Raw genomic sequence first — 17,174 nt, 5'->3', positions numbered from 1 at the left:
ACTTGCAAGATGCACAGGCCTTCATCGATTTGCTCGACGACGGCGTCATACGCAGCAGCCTTCAGGCGCAGCTGCTCGTGCTCGGCCTCGAGCTCAAGCAGCCTGGCCTGTAAGGCTGCGCGGTCGTCCAACGTCGTTTGTGATGTCATGCGGGCAATTGGGCTTGGAAATTTCGACAACTATAGCCGTGTGTGCATGAGAGGTTAAAGGCACAACTCAGAAAGAACGAATGATCCGCCCCAGGGTGGCCATTGCCTGTTCGGCACCTTCGTTCCAGGGACTGCCATAGTTGAGCCGGATGCAGTTGCCGAAGCGCCGGGTGGGCGAGAAGATCGGCCCCGGGGCAATGCTGATGCCTTGCGCCAGCGCCATGTGGAACAGCTTCAGCGCGTCCATCTGTTGCGGTAACTCCAGCCAGAGGAAATACCCCCCTGACGGTTGACTGACACGTGTCTGTGCCGGAAAGTGACGCCCGATCGCTGCCAGCATATTGGCTTGCTGGCCTTCGAGGGCATAACGCAACTTGCGCAGGTGCCGATCGTAGCCACCGTGCTGCAGGTAGTCGGCGATGGCAGCCTGGGCCGGCATCGAGGCGCAGAGCGAGGTCATGAGCTTCAACCGCTCGACCTTCTGTGCGAACCGCCCAGCGGCGACCCAGCCGATGCGATAGCCCGGGGCGAGGCTCTTTGCGAAGGAGCCGCAATGCATGACCAGGCCCTGGGTATCGAATGCTTTCGCAGGCTTGGGGGCCTGCTGGGCATAATAGAGCTCGGCGTAGACATCGTCTTCGATCAGGGGCACTTGATGGCGAGTCACCAGCTCGACCAACGCCTGCTTCTTGGCCTCCGGCATGCTCGCGCCGACCGGGTTCTGGAACGTGGTCATGCACCACACCGCCTTGACCGGGTGTTTTTGCAGCGTTTGGGCGAGCACCTCCAGGTCCATGCCCTCGCGGGGATGTACGGGGATTTCGACGGCTTTGAGTTTGAGCCGTTCCAATACCTGCAGGCAGGCATAAAACGCGGGCGCTTCGATTGCAACCAGGTCACCTGGCTGGGTGACAGCTTGAAGACAGAGGTTCAAGGCCTCCAGTGCCCCGTTGGTGATCAGCAGTTCTTCCATCGGCAGCATCAGTCCGCCGACCATGTAGCGCAGGGCAATCTGCCGTCGCAGTTGCGGGTTGCCGGGCGACAGATCCGTGACCGCCACCCGAGGGTCCATGGCACGGCTGGCGCTGGCCAGTGACCGGGACAGGCGCTGGAGAGGGAATAGCGATGGGCTCGGGAAGGCTGAGCCAAAGGGTACCGTGTTGGGGTCTTTGATCGAGTCGAGGATGGAAAAGACCAGGGCACTTACGTCCACATCGGTGGACTCGCTGATCGGGTGCAGCGCTTGAGGCTCGCTGAATTGGCGAGTCGCATGGGCATTGACGAAGTAGCCCGAGCGCGGCCTGGCGCGGATCAGCCCACGCCGCTCCAGCAGGTAATACGCCTGGAATACCGTGGAGGGGCTGACCCCGTGCGTCTGGCTAGCGTACCGCACGGAGGGCACGCGCTCACCAGGGCCCAGTACGCCGGAGCGAATGAGTTCGGCGATGTCGTCGGCGAAGCGTTCGTAACGTTTCATTGTGGCCTTCTGTCGAAGCCTGGCAGGCAAGAAAAGTGGAGTGTAGGCGTCATCGGTTCATGGGCGCCACGAAGCGGCTGTGCGCAACGCTGCGCACCGAATCGTCGTCGCGTTCGCTGATTTCGAATGTAAGCGGCACCGCACTGCTTTCGGGTCGGTCGGCCAGCATCGCCACGGACACCGGCATTTCGCTCATGTCGCCGGCGGGTACAGTAAGCGCTGTCTGCCCCTGCAGGGTAAAGCCCTCGGCATCGAGCAACCGAAGCGCGTAGTGTTGAGTGTGCTCGGTCTTGTTGATCACCTTGAGCAGGTAGATGTTCTCGATCTGACCCATCGCATTTTCGCGGAACAGACCGCGGTCTTTGATCACATCCAGCGATACCATCGGCCGCAGGTACAATGCCACGCACAAGGCACCGATCATCACCAGCAGTGCTGCGGCGTAACCGAGCAGGCGTGGCCGTAGCCAGTGCGTAGTACCCCCTTGCAGGCTGTGCTCGGACTTGTACCCGATCAGCCCGCGTCGGTAGCCCATCTTGTCCATCACGCCGTCGCAGGCATCGATACAGGCCGCGCAGCCGATGCAGGCCATTTGCAAACCGTCGCGAATGTCGATGCCAGTAGGGCACACCTGCACGCACAAGGTGCAGTCGATACAGTCACCCAGGCCCTGGGCGCGGGGGTCGCTGCCTTTCTTGCGCGCGCCACGTGCTTCGCCACGGCGCGGATCGTAAGCGACGGCCAGGGTATCCTTATCGAACATCACGCTCTGGAAACGGGCGTAGGGGCACATGTGCAGGCAGACCGCTTCGCGCAGCAAGCCGGCATTGAAGTACGTGGCCGTTGTGAAGAACAACACCCAGAACAGCGCTACGCCGCCCAGTTGGAGTGTCAACAATTCGGCCGCCAGCGGACGAATTGGTGTGAAGTAGCCCACGAAGGTCATGCCGGTGACCAGCCCTATGGCCAGCCAGAGCGAGTGCTTGGCGATGCGCCGGGCGGCTTTGTCCACGCTCCAGGGGGCTGCGGCCAGCTTGATGCGTTGGTTGCGGTCGCCTTCAGTGATTTTTTCGCACCACATGAACAACCAGGTCCAAGTACTTTGCGGGCAGCTGTAACCGCACCAGACGCGCCCGGCGTAGACGGTGATGGCGAACAGGCCGAACGCACAAATGATCAGCAGCGCCGAGAGCAGGATGAAGTCCTGCGGCCAGAAGGTAGCGCCAAAGATGTGGAATTTGCTGTTCTCCAGGTCCCACAGCACGGCCTGGCGGCCGTTCCAGTTCAGCCAGGCAGTGCCGAAGAACAGGACGAACAGCGCGCCGGCGAAACCAATGCGCAGGGTGCGAAACAGTCCGTTGAAACTGCGCGTGTGGATGGCGGCTTCGCGAGTGCGCCGGGAAGGATTGGCAGGAACAGCGGCGATCACTGAGTAAGGCGTTCTATCGGTCATGGCTCCGTGCTCTTCTAGCCTGGATCAGGCCTGTGCACTATGGCCTTCACTCTGCTATCAGCACAGGCTCAGCCTTGGCGATAAAAACCATATCAGTTGCGCCGCATGCCGTGCATCCCCTTATATGATCGAGCCTGGCGCGGTGCTCTTCAGATGCCTGCGGCTATCGACCGCACCGGCCACCGTCAGGGCATCGGCCTCGAATTCGGTGATAGGCGTGCGCATCTCGGCCAGTACCGCCACTGACATGCGCATTTGCTCGTCAGTCAAGATCTCGACGTCGCAAGCGGCGCCTTCAAGACGTTGCTGATCATTGATGAGCGTGCAGCGTTGGGTTTGGGCATCGATTTCCACTGGCATGACAAGTCTCCTGATGTGATTCGAACGGTTGACCGCAGGGTATTGGACATCGTTGCACCCTTTGGCTCAACGGCACTTTGCAGAGGCACTCAGGGTCCATGAATGTGAAGAGGGGATGCTGGGCCCGGTGTTGGGTGCAGCTGTGCAGCCCATTGCCGGCAAGCACGATCGTATGGGGGCCGTGGTTGGTGTATTAGCATTTGGGGCAAGCATGGCCCTGCCACCTAGGCACCTGACGTTCGCCAAGCAGCCAGCCTTAGAAGAGAACGTACAGGATGGAAACTATCTGGCACGCGATCCAGATCGAATTTGCAGACGTGACCGATGCGCACGAGGTGACACGCATTCTCGTGCGCTTGTTGATGGCAGCGTTGCTCGGCGCGGTATTGGGGTTCGAGCGGGAACATCGGGGCAAGTCTGCCGGGGTGCGCACGCACATGCTGGTGTCGCTCGGTGCTGCGCTGTTCGTGCTGGCGCCCAGCATGGCAGGCGCCGACGAACAGGCCCTCAGCCGCGTGATCCAGGGCATCGTCGCCGGCATCGGTTTTCTCGGGGCGGGCACCATCCTGAAAGGCAACGGACGGGACACCAGCCACGTGAAAGGGTTGACGACCGCCGCTGGCCTCTGGATGACCGCCGCCATAGGCACTGCCGCTGGGATGGGCCGGGAGGCCACCGCATTGATAAGCACGGTGCTCGCGTTGTTGGTGTTGGGCACGATGCCAATGCTGGTCGAGAAGGCCGAGGGCAAGCACGAAGAGAAGCAGAAGGAGGAGGGATAAGCACTAAGGGGAGCCGAAGCTCCCCCCAAAGCGTTGCTGCTTGCTCTTTTTATTATTAGGGCTGGCCTGTTGTTGTTTTTGTCAGCCTGCCCGGGTGGTGCAAGGCCCCCATTCGGGGCCAAGAGCAAACGTATTTTTTTGAGCGCTGACCGACCTTCATCACGTACGATCCGAGTTGGCTGCTGCTACCTGGAGGTAGTTTTGTTGTTCTGTGCCAATTCGCGGGGCTTGCCCCAGGAACGCGGGTCGACTCCAAAAAAATCTGCTTGCTACGCCTCTGCCGTGTTGTTCTTGTTCTGTCAGAGCCGTTCTCTATTATTTTTATTGAGTGATGCTTTGTTGTTCTTGTTATGCAAGAGATATAGCAGTTCGCGTGCCAGGTTTTAAAAATCCTTTTGAATCAATGGGATGAAGAAATTCGCAAAAGCGCGACGTCGGTAAAACCACACCAGATGTTTCCGTGATACCCGTATCTGGCCTCGTCTTCGCTAAGCGGTAACACTTCACCCACACGGACGTGACACCTTGATGACCTAGCGCGTCTGCCACGCACGTGCAACGCGCGATCCGTTGGCCCTTCCCAACACCGTGCTGATGCGCTGCCCGGCCTCGATCAGGCGTTGCAGGTCGATACCGGTCTCGATGCCCAACCCATCAAGCAGGTAAACGACATCTTCGGTTGCGACGTTACCCGTCGCGCCCTTGGCATAGGGGCAGCCACCCAAACCCGCCACTGAGCTGTCGAATATGCTGATGCCTTCAAGGAGGCTCGCATACACGTTGGCCAGGGCTTGGCCGTAAGTGTCGTGGAAGTGCCCCGCCAATTGCGCGCGGGGTATATGGCCCGCCACCACCTCGAACAAGCGTCGGACGTCACCAGCAGTACCGGTGCCGATGGTATCGCCCAGCGACACCTCGTAGCAGCCCATCTGGTGCAGGGCGCGCGCCACCGGCAGCACCTGCTCCGCACGGACCGAGCCTTCGTATGGGCAGCCGAGTACGCAAGATACATACCCACGCACCCGCACACCCTGGGCTCGCGCGGCCTCGATGATGGGTTCGAAACGTTCCAGGCTCTGCGAGATGGAACAGTTGATATTGCGCTGCGAGAACGCTTCTGACGCGGCGGCGAATACCGCCACCTCCTTGACGCCCGCCGCCACGGCATCTTCGAAGCCTCGCAGGTTGGGCGCCAGGGCTGCGTAGGTGACGCCCGCACGCTGCTCGATACTCGCGAACACCTCGGCCGAACCGGCCATTTGCGGCACCCACTTGGGTGAAACGAAACTGCCCACTTCGATGTAGGCGACGCCAGACGCTGTCAGGTCGTCCACCAGCCGTACTTTGTCGGCAACAGGGATGGGCTGGGCTTCGTTCTGTAGCCCATCGCGAGGGCCAACTTCTACCAGACGAACTTTTTCAGGCAAGGACATGATGAGGTTCCTGTAACGGTCAACCGTGGTCTTTATTGGCAAGCGTGCAAGCCAGCGCCTGTTCACAGCGCTCCTGGGCAGTGTCCAGTTCGAGTTGCATCTGGTGGATGTCGAGCATTTGCTGTTCCAGTTGGGCGCGCCGCTCGGCGATCTTGGCGAGCATGCTGTTGAGTTGCTTGAGGTTGCCGCCCGATGGGTCGTACAGCTCGATCAACTCACGGCATTCTGCCAGCGAAAAGCCGATACGCTTGCCCCGCAAGATAAGTTTGAGGCTGACCTTGTCCCGCGCCGAATAGATGCGTTCGAGGCCGCGTCGCTCGGGGCGAAGCAGCCCTTGCTCTTCATAGAAACGAATGGCACGCGTGGTGATGTCCAGCTCGCGGGACAGGTCGGAAATGCTGTAGGTCTGGGTACTCATACCAGGGCTCTGGACAGGATATGCCGCCATCCTGAAGCGTGCTTTACGTATACGTCAAGGTGAGCGACAGGAATCGAACCGCGCAACAACCGCGTGAGCGTCGATGGTCCCGGGCGTTGCAGTCGCGTTATCCTCGCCCAGCCAGAATGCTTACCTAAAAGCGTCAGCGCCCCTTTTCGATTCGACAGCCTGGCATCGATGCCAGGCCCAACGCAGGAAGCGGCTGTATGAACCCTCTCTTTGTATCCGTCAGCGCGCTGTGCCTGAGCCTGTCCTGTAACCTAGCCCAAGCCAGGCAAGTGCTGCCCGTAGCACCCGAACTTGGCTCCGGTTATCGCGCCGGCTTGCAGCCGGTGGCAGCCAAGCGTCATATGGTAGCAGCCGCCAACCCGCTGGCTAGCCAGGCTGGACAACGCATCCTTCGCGCCGGGGGCAGCGCGGTGGATGCGGCGATTGCGATGCAAATGGTACTGACACTTGTCGAACCCCAATCGAGTGGGATCGGCGGCGGTGCATTTATCCTCCACTGGGACGGGAAAAAGACGCAGGCATTCGATGGCCGGGAAACGGCGCCGTCACAGGTGACCGAACGGCTGTTTCTCGACGACAAAGGGGCACCCATACCCTTCAGGTCAGCCCAGATAGGCGGGCGAGCGGTGGGGGTGCCAGGCGTACTGCGGGCCTTGGAGCTGGCCCACAAGCAGCACGGCGTCCTGCCCTGGCAAGCGTTGTTCCAACCCGCCATCGAATTGGCCCGTACCGGGTTCCCAGTCTCGGCACGGCTACACGCGCTGCTGGAGGCTGACCCCTTCGTGGCCAGGTCGCCCAGCATGGCTGGCTATTTTCTGGACGCGACGGGGCGCCCGCTTGCGGTAGGCACACGACTGCGTAACCCCGCACTTGCCGACACATTCGAGCAGATCGCGCAGCACGGCGCGCAGGCGTTTTACAACGGCGAGGTCGCGCAGGCCATGGTGGCCGCTGTTCATAACCACGCTAACCCAGGGTATCTGTCCATCGATGACCTGAAGCACTACCGCGCCAGCGAGCGTGAACCTGTCTGCGGGCCCTACAAAGCTTGGCAGGTATGCGGCATGCCACCCCCATCCTCCGGGGGCGTGGCGGTATTGCAGACCTTGGGCATACTGGAGGCATTGCAACGCAGATCGGCCAGGGACGATCTAGCCCACCTCACACCCGTCCCTTCGACCACTGCTGCCACCTTGGAGGCGCCAGCACGCGCCGTGCACTTGGTTGCCGAAGCCGAACGACTGGTGTATGCCGATCGCGCCCAGTATCTGGCCGACAGTGACTATGTACCCGTTCCGCTCAAGGGCCTGCTCGACCCGGGCTACCTGGCACAGCGTGCCAGTCAGGTGGGTGAGCGCAGCATGAACAAGGCCAGCCCCGGCTATCCGAAGGGTGCGCTGTTGACGCTCGCGCCTGACCGATCGCCACCGCGCATAGCCACCTCCCACGTAAGCGCCATTGATGACCAAGGCAATGCCGTGGCCATGACGACCTCGGTAGAAGGCGCATTCGGCTCGCACCTGATGGTCAAAGGGTTCTTGCTCAACAACCAACTGACCGATTTTTCGTTCGTGCCCCGGGAACAGGGCAGGCCAGTGGCCAATCGCGTTCAGCCGGGTAAGCGACCCCTGTCAGCCATGGCGCCAACGTTGGTGTTCTCCCGCGGCAATGGGGCGTTGGTGGCCAGCCTTGGCTCGCCCGGCGGCTCGCAGATCATCGGTTACGTCAACAAGGCACTCATCGCATTGCTGGACTGGCGGCTGAACCCCCAGCAAGCCGCCGGTTTGCCCAATTTCGACAGCCGCAACGGCGCAACCGAGGTGGAATCAGGGTTGACCAGCGCTGCGTTGATCCGCCAGCTCGAGGCGTGGGGCCACACGGTAACGCCAATGGACATGACCAGCGGCCTGCAAGTCATTTGGCGAGCTGGGTCAGACTGGTCGGGGGGTGCCGACCCGCGCCGGGAGGGCGTGGCACTGGGGGACTAAGGCCAGCGTTGCGAGCTGTACAGGCGCGTGCTAGAAAACGCTCCTCCCATTCATTTGTCGAATACCCGCATGTCTCATAACGTTAAACCGAATAGGGCCTTATTCGACCTGGACCTCTTACGGGCGATCGTCGTGGTGGCCGACTGCGGCAGTTTCACCACGGCTGCCGCTCGCTTGCATTCGACCCAGTCCACCATCAGCCAGAAAGTCCGGCGCCTGGAAGACATGGTGGGGCATCGTTTACTGGTCCGTGGCAACCGCGACGTGCTCCCGACCGACGCCGGGCAGACGTTGCTCGGGTACGCCCGGCACATGCTGGCCCTGAATGACCAGATGCTCGAAGCCTTGGCCGGTGCCATGGTCGGCTTCACGGTGCGCCTGGGTGTGCCCGAAGACTTCGTGGGCGGATCGACCACCCACGCCCTATCGGCCTTCAGTCGGCTCAATCCGCAGGTGAAGCTGGAGGTCACCAGTGGGCTGTGCCGGGATCTGAGCCAGGCCTACGACAATGGCGAGCTGGACCTGGTACTGCTCAAACAACGACGCAACAGTCGCGAAGGCGTCGCTTGTTGGCCAGAGCGCCTGCAATGGATCGACAGCGCGCGCCTGCCTGCCTTTGAACTGGACCCGGTGCCGTTGGTGACATTCCCGCCGCGGGGCTTGTACCGCGAGGACATGATTACCGCCATCGAGCGCAGTGGCAGGCGCTGGCGTATCAGCTTCACCAGTTCGAGCCTGAGTGGCATCCAGGCCGCGGTCGCCGATGGCATGGGCATCAGCCTGCTACCGCCGCGCGCCGCCACCACGGAGCATCGCGTGCTGGGCGTCGAGCAGGGGCTGGACGAAGTCGACAGCTATGAGATCGTCATCGTGCACCGTCCGACCGCCGATCCAACGGTCAAGGACTTGGCGCAGGTGCTCAAGCAGCTGTTGGCCGGTGGTAGCCTTTAAGTGTTTCAGGCTGTGGCACAAGGGAATGACTGCGCGATGATGCAGTCCCATGCACAACGCGGGTATGACGTCCGCCTTCACCACGCCATGGAGAACCCTATGAAAGCAGTTGTAATCGCTGCCCTGCTGGCCACTACCGGCCTGGCCCAAGCCGCCCAGACCGTCGAGCTCAAGCTGGCAGGCGCCGATGGCCCAGGCAAGTCGATCGGCACCATCAGTATCGAACAGAACAAGTACGGAACGCTGCTGACTCCGGACCTCAAAGACCTGCCACCGGGTGTGCACGGTTTCCACCTGCACCAGAATCCGTCCTGCGCACCTGCGCAGGACGCAGGCAAAACCGTGCCAGCAGGGGGAGCAGGGGGCCACTGGGACCCTCAATCGACCAACGCGCACAAAGGCCCTTATGATGACAGCGGTCACCGCGGTGACCTGCCGGCGTTGTATGTAGGTGCCGATGGCAAGGCAACCTATCCAGTACTGGCACCGCGCTTGAAGGCTGAGGACTTCAAAGGCCATGCTTTGATGGTGCACGCAGGTGGCGATAACCACAGCGACCACCCCGAGAAGTTGGGTGGCGGTGGTGCGCGCGTGGCGTGTGGGGTGGTTGAGTAACGGCGGGTTGGCGCACCCTGGTGGGTGCGCCTCGTCGACCGGCAGGCGGTCTTTTGACTTCAGCGCTTGGGGTTGAGCGTCAAGTGCACGTGACGGTTCACGTCCTTGTACAGCAGGTAGCTGAAGTTGCCAGGGCCGCCGGCATAGCAGGCCTGCGGGCAGAAGGCGCGCAGCCACATGAAGTCGCCGGCTTCTACCTCGACCCAGTCCTGATTCAGGCGGTAGACCGCCTTGCCTTCGAGAACGTAAAGCCCGTGCTCCATGACGTGGGTTTCAGCGAACGGAATGACGCCACCTGGTTGGAACGTGACGATATTGACGTGCATATCATGGCGCATGTCGGCCATGTCGACGAAGCGGGTGGTTTTCCAGCGGCCTTCGGTACCTGGCATCTCGATCACGGTAGCGTTGTCGCGATGGGTCACGAATGAGGACGGCACGTCCAGCCCCTCGACCTTCTGGTAGTGCTTGCGCAGCCAGTGGAAGGTGACATTGGCCTTGCTGTTGTTGCGCAAGCTCCATTCGGCGCCAGGCGCCAGAAACGCATAGCCCCCTGGCACCAGTGTGTGGTGCTGGCCCTCGACGGTGATGTCCAGCTCGCCCTCGACGATGAACAACACCGCTTCGGCGTTGGGGTCCAATTCAGGCCGTTCGCTCCCGCCTTCGGGCGCCACCTCGACGATGTACTGGGAGAACGTCTCGGCGAACCCTGTCAGCGGCCGGGCGATGACCCACATGCGCATCTTGTCCCAGAAGGGCAAGTGACTGGTGACGATGTCACGCATCACGCCCTTGGGAATGACCGCGTAAGCTTCGGTGAACATGGCACGGTCGGTCAGCAGCTCGGTTTGAGCCGGGTGGCCGCCGTGGGGCGCGAAATAGGCGTGGTTCGACATGAATGCTCTCGACTTGTTGTTCTATCCCCATGCCGTGGACCGCACCGGCCGGTGCGGTGCAGGGGACGTGGGCACAGGATAGGGTGGCGCGCCGAGCATCTACAAATTAAATGTTGGAATACCCGGTATTTGTTTTCTGAATGCTCACCTGGCTACCCACATGGTGCGCCGTCAGGCGGTCTCCCTCGCCGAACAACTTGTGGCGCAATGTGCCATCGACGTAGCCCTTGGGATAACGGCCACGGCGCTGCAGCTCAGGAATGAGCAACTCCACGACGTGGGTCAGGTCATCAGGTTGGACAGCATAGGTGAGGTTGAAACCGTCGATATCGGTTTGATCGACCCACGCTTCCAACTGGTCAGCGACTTCGCTTGGCGTACCGACCAGGACGGGCCCGCGTCCTCCTAGCCCGATGAATTGCGCCGCTTCGCGCACTGTCCATTGGCGGCTAGGGTCAGCCGCCGTGAAGGCTGCCAGGGCCGCACGGCCTGCATCGTTTTCCACGTACTGGATCGGCGCATCAGGGTCCAGGCCATCCAGGTCGATACCGGTCCACCCTGACAGCAGGGTCAGGGCTGCTTCGATGTCGACGAAACTGCGGTATTGGGCAAAGCGTGCCTGCGCCTGCTCGTGGGTGGGCACGACGATCAGTAACGCCTGGGCATAGATCAGCACATCGTCACGCGTGCGTCCTGCCGCTTCGCTGGCCTGACGAACACCATCGGCGTAGCGCCGCAGCACCGTGGGTGTAGGCCCGCTGATGAACACGCACTCGGCATGCCTTGCAGCGAACTGCTGACCACGCGCAGATGCGCCTGCTTGAAACAAGACGGGGGTCCGTTGCGGGGAGGGCTGGCACAGGTGAATACCAGGTACCTGGAAATACTCGCCGAGGTGACCGATGGCGTGTACACGGGTTGGCTCGACGTAACGGCCAGTCTGACGGTCCAGCACCAGGGCATCCTCGTCCCAGCTTTTTTCCCAGAGCTTGTAGAGCACCTGCAGATACTCTTCGGCAAGGTCATAGCGCTGGTCATGCCCCAGTTGTCGATCCAGCCCAAGATTACGCGCGGCACTGTCCAGGTAGCCGGTGACGATATTCCAGCCCACGCGCCCGTCGCTGAGGTGATCGAGCGTGGACATGCGCCGGGCAAAGGGGTAGGGATGCTCGTAGGTCAGCGAGAAGGTGACCCCAAAACCCAGGTGCTTGGTCACAGCGGCCATGGCCGGGACCAGCAGCATCGGGTCGTTCACCGGCACCTGAACGCCGCCGCGCAAGGCCGGGCCTGGGCTGCCTTGATAGACGTCATAGATGCCCATTACATCGGCAATGAACAATGCGTCGAACACACCGCGTTCGAGCAGCCTCGCCAGGTCGGTCCAGTAGGCCAGGCGGTTGAAATCGGTGCTGGTGTTGCGTGGGTGGCGCCACAATCCAGGCGATTGGTGGCTGGCAGCATTCATGCTGAAGGCGTTGAAGCGTATAGGGCGGGGCATAGGCTGACCTCGCCTCAGGGCAGCACGGAAGCGGGATAAACCGCTTCGGCTACGTTCAGTTTGCGGGGGATCAGGCCAAGCCCTTGGAAGGTGTCTGCCAACTTCTGTTGTTCGGCAACGATCTCTGGCGTCACCGGCACGGCGTTGTAGTTGCGTCGTTGACTCGCCACCTCCAGTACATCGGCGTTGATGCCAAGCTGCGGTGCCAGCAATGCGGCGACGTCGGCAGGTTTGTCATTGGCCCACTGGCTGGCTTTGGCCAGTTCGCTGAAGAATGTTCTGAGCAACGCCTTGTTGCTGTCCGCGAAGTGGGCGGTGGACAAATAGAAAGTGCGATTATTGGTCAAGCCGGTCCCGTCACGCAGGTTTTTCAGCCCTGGCTGACGCTCTGCTGCAGCCAGGAACGGGTCCCATAGCGTAGCGGCCTGAACGCTGCCTGACTGCAGCGCGGCTATCGCGTCGGCTGCGTTGTTGACGTACGCCGGGGTGATGTCCTGGTAACTCAGCCCTGCCTGTTGCAAAGCCACGGCCAGCAAATACTGGGCATTCCACCCCCGGCCAGTGGCCACGCGCTTGCCCTTCAGATCCTGCACGTGCGTGACAGTGTCCTGCTGGCGCACCACCAGCCCGATCCCACGTGGATAGGGCTGTTCAGCAGCCAGGTAGACCACGGATTTGCCGGCCGCCTGGGCAAACACCGAAGGCGCATCGGCAGCGTGCCCCACGTCGATGGCACCCGTACTCAACGCCTCGAGCAACTGAGGGCCCGCAGCAAATTCATGCCAGCTGACGCTCACCCCTTGAGGGGCAAGGGCCTTTTCCAACGCACCGCTGCCTTTGAGGATGTTGAGGCTGTTGAATTTTTGGTATCCGATGCGCAGGGTGCTGTTTTCCCCCGCCTGGACCGGTCCGGCTAACAGCAGGGCGCCGGTAAGCGAGGCCATTAGCCCTCCCAGTACTCGCCGACGTAGTGATGAAAAGAGGGGGTGGGGCATGGCGCGATCCTTGATGTTCAGTTCAACAGGAGCACCAGAAAATATGCACATGAGCGCGCTTCTTCAATTTTTTTATTACCAATTATTAGACTTTTTAGTTATTTTTATATCCTTTTGTTTTAATCAGTTGTGCGCTGTCGACGTTTTTTTCACATCCCGTTGGTAGCATTCCTAGCAGAATCAAGGAGTTCTCCATGTCTACCTTCCTGCGCACACGCAGCACCCGCATCGTGCTAACCGCTACCACTGGCCTTGTAGTCGCAACTCTCGGGTTTTTCGCCTGGCAAAGCTTCTACCCCGTGCAAGCCGCCTCGGGCTGGCAGGTCGAGGTCGTGCACCGCAATGTGGACAAGGCTGCGTCACTGCTTCCCCAGGCCGACGGCAGCCTGTTGGTCAGCCAAGAGCTGGACGATGGTCGCGGCAGCATTCTCAAGATTGCTGCGGACGGTGAGCGCGAAGTGCTCGTGGACAAGCTGTCTAAGCCGGACGGCATGGTGGCGGCAAGAGGGGGCTGGGTCTTCAGCCAGGAAGGTGGCCTGGCGCCGGTGAGTCTGGCGGTCGATGGCCACGTCACACCACTTTTCGAGGGCATTGCGGTACAGGGCCTTTGGAACGAGGGCAACCACCTTTTCGCCATCGAAGACCGCAAGGGTGATGGCCGCTTGCTGCGCTATGACTGGCGCAGCGGCCAGGTGGACGTGTTGCGTGCGGGCCTGACCGAAGCCGAAGGTTTGACCCGATGCGGGGGTGGTCGGCTACTGTATACCGAGAAAGCCGAAGGGCAGGTCCGGGCGCTGTCCAAGGATGGCAAGGACCCTGTGGTGATCGATGGCCTCAACAACCCTACATTCCTGTTTTGCGACCAGCGTGGTCTCTGGATCAGTGAAGACAACACTCACCGGGCGCGGCTGCTGCGCATAAAGCCCGATGGGACTCGCCAGACCGTGCTCTCGTTTCTCAAGGCGCCGCAGTCGATCGTGGCCGATGGCAGCGGTGGTTACTGGCTTGCAGAAGGCGGACGTGATCGCGTGCTGCACCTGACCCCTCCAGCGCAGCCGGCCGCTGCGTCAAACTGAAGTCTGAAAAAAGAGTCGATGACAGCAGCCATCAATCCCCCAGTCGCTGCTCACGCGACGGGGGATAGCCGAAGTAGGCGGCGTAGCATTTGCTGAAGTGCGACACCGAGACGAAGCCGCACGCTACCGCCACCTCCATCACCGAGAGATCGGAGTACTGCAACAGGCGGCGACTCTTGGTAATGCGAAGTTCCATGTAGTAACGCCGGGGGGAGGTGCCCAACTGCGCCTGGAACAGGCGGTCTATCTGGCGTCGGGACCGGCCGCTGTAAGCCGCCAACTGGTCCAGGCTGAGGGTTTCTTCGAGGTTGTTTTCCATCAGCTCGACGATGGTGCGCAGGTGCAGACTCATCGACTTCTTGGCCCCGGGACCCACTTGGCGATAGCGCGCACCCGAGAAGGACAGAATCTCCTCGACGCCCTCTGCCAGGCCATCACCGTACAGCCGTCGTACCAGTCCCAGCATCAGTTCCATCGCCCCGTTTGGGCTGGCGGCACTCAGCCGGTCCCGGTCGAGGGTAAAGCTTGCAGGCGTGATACGCGTCTGCGGGCTACGTTCGGCAAGGCTGGCACGTTGTTCGGGGTGAACGCTGCAGCCGTAGTCATCCAGCGCTCCGGCGCGCCCGAGAAACCATGCGCCATTCCACAAGCCGCCCAGGGCCATCCCGTGGGAAGCGCAGTCCTGGAGCAAGCGGTCGAGTTCAGGGTATTTGAGCGGCGTGCGTAAGCCGCCGCAGACCACTAGCAAGTCCAAGTGCTTGAGGGCGGTCGCCGAAAGCTCGGTGGTGATCAACTCGAGCCCCAGGTCACTCAGTACGCGGTCACCAGCAAGCGACAAGGGCGTGAATTGGAAGCTGTCGGCGCGCAAAAGGTTAGCCGTGACCAGTACGTCCATGGCCACGGTGAAGCTGGCCATGGAAAAGTGTTCGAGCAAAACGAAGTCGACCCGATAGGGCGCTTCAACGCTGGCGCTGCTGGTCTTTAACCGCAGCATGTTGCTGGTGCTGCTCTTTTTGCTGAACTGACGGGGTGTGGACACGCTGGACTCCGCTTCCTGGCTTCGCACCAAAGTGTGGCCGGTGCCACTTGGAAAGACAATCGGCAAGGTGGCTGGCGCCAATGTGCAGGTCGTGTTCAGGCATGCGCTGGGCGTCGGCCTGGGGCAGGGAGGTTGCATGCGTGCTGGCGCCGTTCAAATCCAACGGAACCCTAGGCGTTATCGGGGAATCAATAGGGTAAGTGCCAATGGGAGGAAGCTCATGGAAATCGGAACGATTTGGTTCGTGGTGGCAATCATCTTGATTTTGCTGGAGATCTGGGCGATCTGGCACATCATGGGCAGCGATCGGCGCGCCGAGCGCAAGATGCTGTGGATTGTGTTCGTGGTGTGGGCACCGTTCCCTGGCCTGCCGATCTGGGCCTGGCGCGGGCCTCGCGCAGTCAAGGGCAAGGCTGTATTGGAAGAGAAGTGAATCGCGGGCCAGGCGCGGGGGCGTCTGGCGGCATCGCTGCTGTAATTCTACTGTCACGCTCAGGGCCGCTTTCGGCCCTTGACCTCAGGTCTGCTTGAGGTTGGATACTCGGCGTTCATTCCACAGACCGAGAGCCAATGCCATGCAGACCTCCGCCTTTGACCTGAGTAACCCTCAATCGCTGTATGACCCCAGTGGCAACGGTTATTCCCATGTGGCTGACGTGATTTCCGGGAGCAGGCTGCTGTTCATCGCGGGTCAAGGTGGGGAGCAGGCCAGTGGAACGCTGTCCCCTGATTTCGCCGTCCAGGCTCGACAGGCCATTGCCAATCTGGCGCTGGCCTTGTCCAGCAAAGGCGCGGGTCTTGAGCACGTGTGCAAGCTCACACTGCTTATCGTCGATCATAGCCAGGCACGCCTCAAGCAATGGGTGGACGCCGTAGACCGCGCCTGGGGCCAGGCTACCAAACCTACCTGCACGCTCATACCGGTTCCGCGACTGGCCCTGGACGGGATGCTAATCGAGGTGGATGCCGTAGCGGCGCTGCCCGCCTCCTCCCAAGGTAGGTAGCGCCAACGACTCGCTGTGTAGTAAACCTCTAATCAGGTTTGCGCCTTCCTGCGCGATAAGCACAGCAGTTCTCAGAGGTGACCACACCATGAGCACGACCTCTTCCCCGATCGACCGGCCGTTACTGAGCGCCTGGTTCAGGCCGGCCATGTTCAGCTTGATGGCCTTCGCCGCCAATTCGGTACTTTGCCGGCTGGCGCTCAAGGATGGCGCCGTCGACGCCATCACCTTCACCGCACTGCGCCTGGGCAGCGGCGCCTTGTGCCTGTGGTGGCTGGTGCGGCTGCGCAACCCCTGTTCAGGGGCTGCCGGCAGTTGGAGAGGCGGTCTGGCGTTGTTTTGCTACGCCTTTCTGTTCTCCATTGCCTACCTTGATTTGAGCGCGGGCGTAGGGGCATTGCTCTTGTTTGGTGCCGTTCAGCTGACCATGTTCAGCGTGGCGGCGGTGCGTGGAGAACGGATCAGCCTGCGCGCGTTGTCAGGCATGCTGATGGCTTTTTCAGGCCTGGTCGTTTTGCTGCTGCCTGGCAGCCACGCACCTACACTGACGAGCGCCTTGCTGATGGTAGCCGCGGGCATGGCATGGGGGCTCTATACCTTGCTGGGCCAGGGGTCACCTCGGCCGCTGGCGGACACGGCAGGCAACTTCGTTCGCAGCGTGCCCTTCCTGGCGTTGTGCACGCCGCTGATCGCTCTGGGTGCCGAGCTACGGTTCTCGACGGCCGGCGTGTTCTTCGCGGTGTGCTCTGGGATGCTGGCATCGGCGGCAGGTTATGCCGTCTGGTACAGCGTGGTGCGGCGCATCAGCGCTCAACAGGCCGCCACGTTGCAACTGAGCGTCCCGGTGATCGCCTCGCTGGGTGGGGTGTTGGTGATCGGAGAGGCGCTGTCGCTACGTGCCATAGGTGCCTGCGCGATAGTACTGGGCGGGGTGGCTATCGCAGTAACGGCTCCTCGTCTACAGACAACGACACAGGCTTGAGGTTGCCCAGTGGCCGGCAAAGCCTGAG

Annotated in this window: 17 protein-coding genes; 8 read left to right on the top strand and 9 right to left on the bottom strand. The window is 61.4% G+C overall.

The genetic code is table 11. The features are described from left to right. Positions 1-216 precede the first annotated feature (216 nt). The 3 genes from mapR to NMB38_RS11855 all read right to left on the bottom strand — a co-directional run bounded on the left by mapR (position 217) and on the right by NMB38_RS11855 (position 3,439). Positions 217-1,626 (bottom strand): GntR family transcriptional regulator MpaR, encoded by a 1,410-nt coding sequence (mapR, locus tag NMB38_RS11865; RefSeq protein WP_059183962.1) that lies wholly within the window; start codon positions 1,624-1,626, stop codon positions 217-219. A gap of 49 nt (positions 1,627-1,675) precedes the next feature. After that, a complete protein-coding gene (ccoG, locus tag NMB38_RS11860; RefSeq protein ID WP_404698075.1) occupies positions 1,676-3,079 on the bottom strand; it encodes a cytochrome c oxidase accessory protein CcoG in 1,404 nt (467 codons plus the stop codon). 120 nt (positions 3,080-3,199) lie between these two features. After that, positions 3,200-3,439: a DUF3203 family protein gene (locus tag NMB38_RS11855; protein WP_027914890.1), complete on the bottom strand. Its 240-nt coding sequence runs from the start codon at positions 3,437-3,439 to the stop codon at positions 3,200-3,202. Between the two features lie 275 nt (positions 3,440-3,714). Here NMB38_RS11855 and NMB38_RS11850 point away from each other — a divergent pair, with 275 nt between their 5' ends. Continuing rightward, entirely contained in the window at positions 3,715-4,221 is a 507-nt protein-coding gene (locus NMB38_RS11850; protein WP_027914891.1) for an MgtC/SapB family protein, read from the top strand. Between the two features lie 533 nt (positions 4,222-4,754). Here the strand turns inward: NMB38_RS11850 and NMB38_RS11845 are convergent. Continuing rightward, positions 4,755-5,654: a hydroxymethylglutaryl-CoA lyase gene (locus NMB38_RS11845; protein ID WP_027914892.1), complete on the bottom strand. Its 900-nt coding sequence runs from the start codon at positions 5,652-5,654 to the stop codon at positions 4,755-4,757. A gap of 19 nt (positions 5,655-5,673) precedes the next feature. Then, positions 5,674-6,072, bottom strand: a complete 399-nt coding sequence (locus NMB38_RS11840) for a MerR family transcriptional regulator (protein WP_028687491.1) — start codon at positions 6,070-6,072, stop codon at positions 5,674-5,676. 227 nt (positions 6,073-6,299) lie between these two features. Here NMB38_RS11840 and ggt point away from each other — a divergent pair, with 227 nt between their 5' ends. The 3 genes from ggt (at position 6,300) to sodC (ending at position 9,656) form a co-directional block, all read left to right on the top strand. Then, a complete protein-coding gene (gene ggt / locus NMB38_RS11835; protein WP_490806070.1) occupies positions 6,300-8,090 on the top strand; it encodes a gamma-glutamyltransferase in 1,791 nt (596 codons plus the stop codon). Between the two features lie 69 nt (positions 8,091-8,159). Beyond that, the gene (locus tag NMB38_RS11830) at positions 8,160-9,041 is read left to right on the top strand and encodes a LysR substrate-binding domain-containing protein (protein WP_027914895.1); all 882 of its coding nucleotides are present in this window, start codon (positions 8,160-8,162) and stop codon (positions 9,039-9,041) included. Positions 9,042-9,140: 99 nt separating this feature from the next. Beyond that, entirely contained in the window at positions 9,141-9,656 is a 516-nt protein-coding gene (gene sodC / locus NMB38_RS11825; protein WP_023535661.1) for a superoxide dismutase family protein, read from the top strand. Between the two features lie 59 nt (positions 9,657-9,715). Here sodC and NMB38_RS11820 read toward each other — a convergent pair whose 3' ends face one another. The 3 genes from NMB38_RS11820 to NMB38_RS11810 form a co-directional block, all read right to left on the bottom strand. Then, complete coding sequence (locus NMB38_RS11820; protein WP_023535538.1) at positions 9,716-10,552, bottom strand: bifunctional allantoicase/(S)-ureidoglycine aminohydrolase; 837 nt, start codon at positions 10,550-10,552, stop codon at positions 9,716-9,718. Positions 10,553-10,658: 106 nt separating this feature from the next. Continuing rightward, complete coding sequence (locus NMB38_RS11815; protein WP_494354790.1) at positions 10,659-12,050, bottom strand: LLM class flavin-dependent oxidoreductase; 1,392 nt, start codon at positions 12,048-12,050, stop codon at positions 10,659-10,661. Between the two features lie 14 nt (positions 12,051-12,064). Then, positions 12,065-13,045, bottom strand: a complete 981-nt coding sequence (locus NMB38_RS11810) for an aliphatic sulfonate ABC transporter substrate-binding protein (RefSeq protein WP_490806072.1) — start codon at positions 13,043-13,045, stop codon at positions 12,065-12,067. A 194-nt stretch (positions 13,046-13,239) separates the two neighbouring features. Here NMB38_RS11810 and NMB38_RS11805 point away from each other — a divergent pair, with 194 nt between their 5' ends. Continuing rightward, entirely contained in the window at positions 13,240-14,121 is an 882-nt protein-coding gene (locus NMB38_RS11805) for an NHL repeat-containing protein (RefSeq protein ID WP_049695899.1), read from the top strand. A 31-nt stretch (positions 14,122-14,152) separates the two neighbouring features. Here the strand turns inward: NMB38_RS11805 and NMB38_RS11800 are convergent, their stop codons facing one another. After that, a complete protein-coding gene (locus NMB38_RS11800) occupies positions 14,153-15,160 on the bottom strand; it encodes a GlxA family transcriptional regulator (protein ID WP_027914899.1) in 1,008 nt (335 codons plus the stop codon). Between the two features lie 220 nt (positions 15,161-15,380). On the opposite strand from NMB38_RS11800, the gene NMB38_RS11795 reads away from it, so the two are divergent. The 3 genes from NMB38_RS11795 to NMB38_RS11785 all read left to right on the top strand — a co-directional run bounded on the left by NMB38_RS11795 (position 15,381) and on the right by NMB38_RS11785 (position 17,146). Continuing rightward, on the top strand, positions 15,381-15,593 hold the full coding sequence (locus NMB38_RS11795) for a PLDc N-terminal domain-containing protein (RefSeq protein ID WP_023535666.1): 213 nt from the start codon (positions 15,381-15,383) through the stop codon (positions 15,591-15,593). A 142-nt stretch (positions 15,594-15,735) separates the two neighbouring features. Beyond that, entirely contained in the window at positions 15,736-16,164 is a 429-nt protein-coding gene (locus NMB38_RS11790; protein ID WP_027914900.1) for a RidA family protein, read from the top strand. An 88-nt stretch (positions 16,165-16,252) separates the two neighbouring features. Further along, positions 16,253-17,146, top strand: coding sequence for a DMT family transporter (locus tag NMB38_RS11785; protein ID WP_027914901.1), 894 nt, complete (start codon positions 16,253-16,255; stop codon positions 17,144-17,146). The last annotated feature ends 28 nt before the right edge of the window (positions 17,147-17,174 follow it).

It is taken from the genome of Pseudomonas sp. FBCC-B35 (assembly GCF_059133755.1).
This window is presented reverse-complemented; position numbering and strand designations above follow the sequence as displayed.

Excerpts from the sequence above, each read along its gene's own strand:
- NMB38_RS11785 (WP_027914901.1), top strand. The coding sequence starts at position 16,253 with ATGAGCACGACCTCTTCCCCGATCGACCGGCCGTTACTGAGCGCCTGG.
- NMB38_RS11830 (WP_027914895.1), top strand. The coding sequence starts at position 8,160 with ATGTCTCATAACGTTAAACCGAATAGGGCCTTATTCGACCTGGACCTC.
- NMB38_RS11805 (WP_049695899.1), top strand. The coding sequence starts at position 13,240 with ATGTCTACCTTCCTGCGCACACGCAGCACCCGCATCGTGCTAACCGCT.
- NMB38_RS11850 (WP_027914891.1), top strand. The coding sequence starts at position 3,715 with ATGGAAACTATCTGGCACGCGATCCAGATCGAATTTGCAGACGTGACC.
- NMB38_RS11790 (WP_027914900.1), top strand. The coding sequence starts at position 15,736 with ATGCAGACCTCCGCCTTTGACCTGAGTAACCCTCAATCGCTGTATGAC.
- mapR (WP_059183962.1), bottom strand. The coding sequence starts at position 1,626 with ATGAAACGTTACGAACGCTTCGCCGACGACATCGCCGAACTCATTCGC.
- NMB38_RS11840 (WP_028687491.1), bottom strand. The coding sequence starts at position 6,072 with ATGAGTACCCAGACCTACAGCATTTCCGACCTGTCCCGCGAGCTGGAC.
- ggt (WP_490806070.1), top strand. The coding sequence starts at position 6,300 with ATGAACCCTCTCTTTGTATCCGTCAGCGCGCTGTGCCTGAGCCTGTCC.
- NMB38_RS11845 (WP_027914892.1), bottom strand. The coding sequence starts at position 5,654 with ATGTCCTTGCCTGAAAAAGTTCGTCTGGTAGAAGTTGGCCCTCGCGAT.
- ccoG (WP_404698075.1), bottom strand. The coding sequence starts at position 3,079 with ATGACCGATAGAACGCCTTACTCAGTGATCGCCGCTGTTCCTGCCAAT.
- NMB38_RS11815 (WP_494354790.1), bottom strand. The coding sequence starts at position 12,050 with ATGCCCCGCCCTATACGCTTCAACGCCTTCAGCATGAATGCTGCCAGC.
- NMB38_RS11810 (WP_490806072.1), bottom strand. The coding sequence starts at position 13,045 with ATGCCCCACCCCCTCTTTTCATCACTACGTCGGCGAGTACTGGGAGGG.
- sodC (WP_023535661.1), top strand. The coding sequence starts at position 9,141 with ATGAAAGCAGTTGTAATCGCTGCCCTGCTGGCCACTACCGGCCTGGCC.
- NMB38_RS11795 (WP_023535666.1), top strand. The coding sequence starts at position 15,381 with ATGGAAATCGGAACGATTTGGTTCGTGGTGGCAATCATCTTGATTTTG.
- NMB38_RS11820 (WP_023535538.1), bottom strand. The coding sequence starts at position 10,552 with ATGTCGAACCACGCCTATTTCGCGCCCCACGGCGGCCACCCGGCTCAA.
- NMB38_RS11855 (WP_027914890.1), bottom strand. The coding sequence starts at position 3,439 with ATGCCAGTGGAAATCGATGCCCAAACCCAACGCTGCACGCTCATCAAT.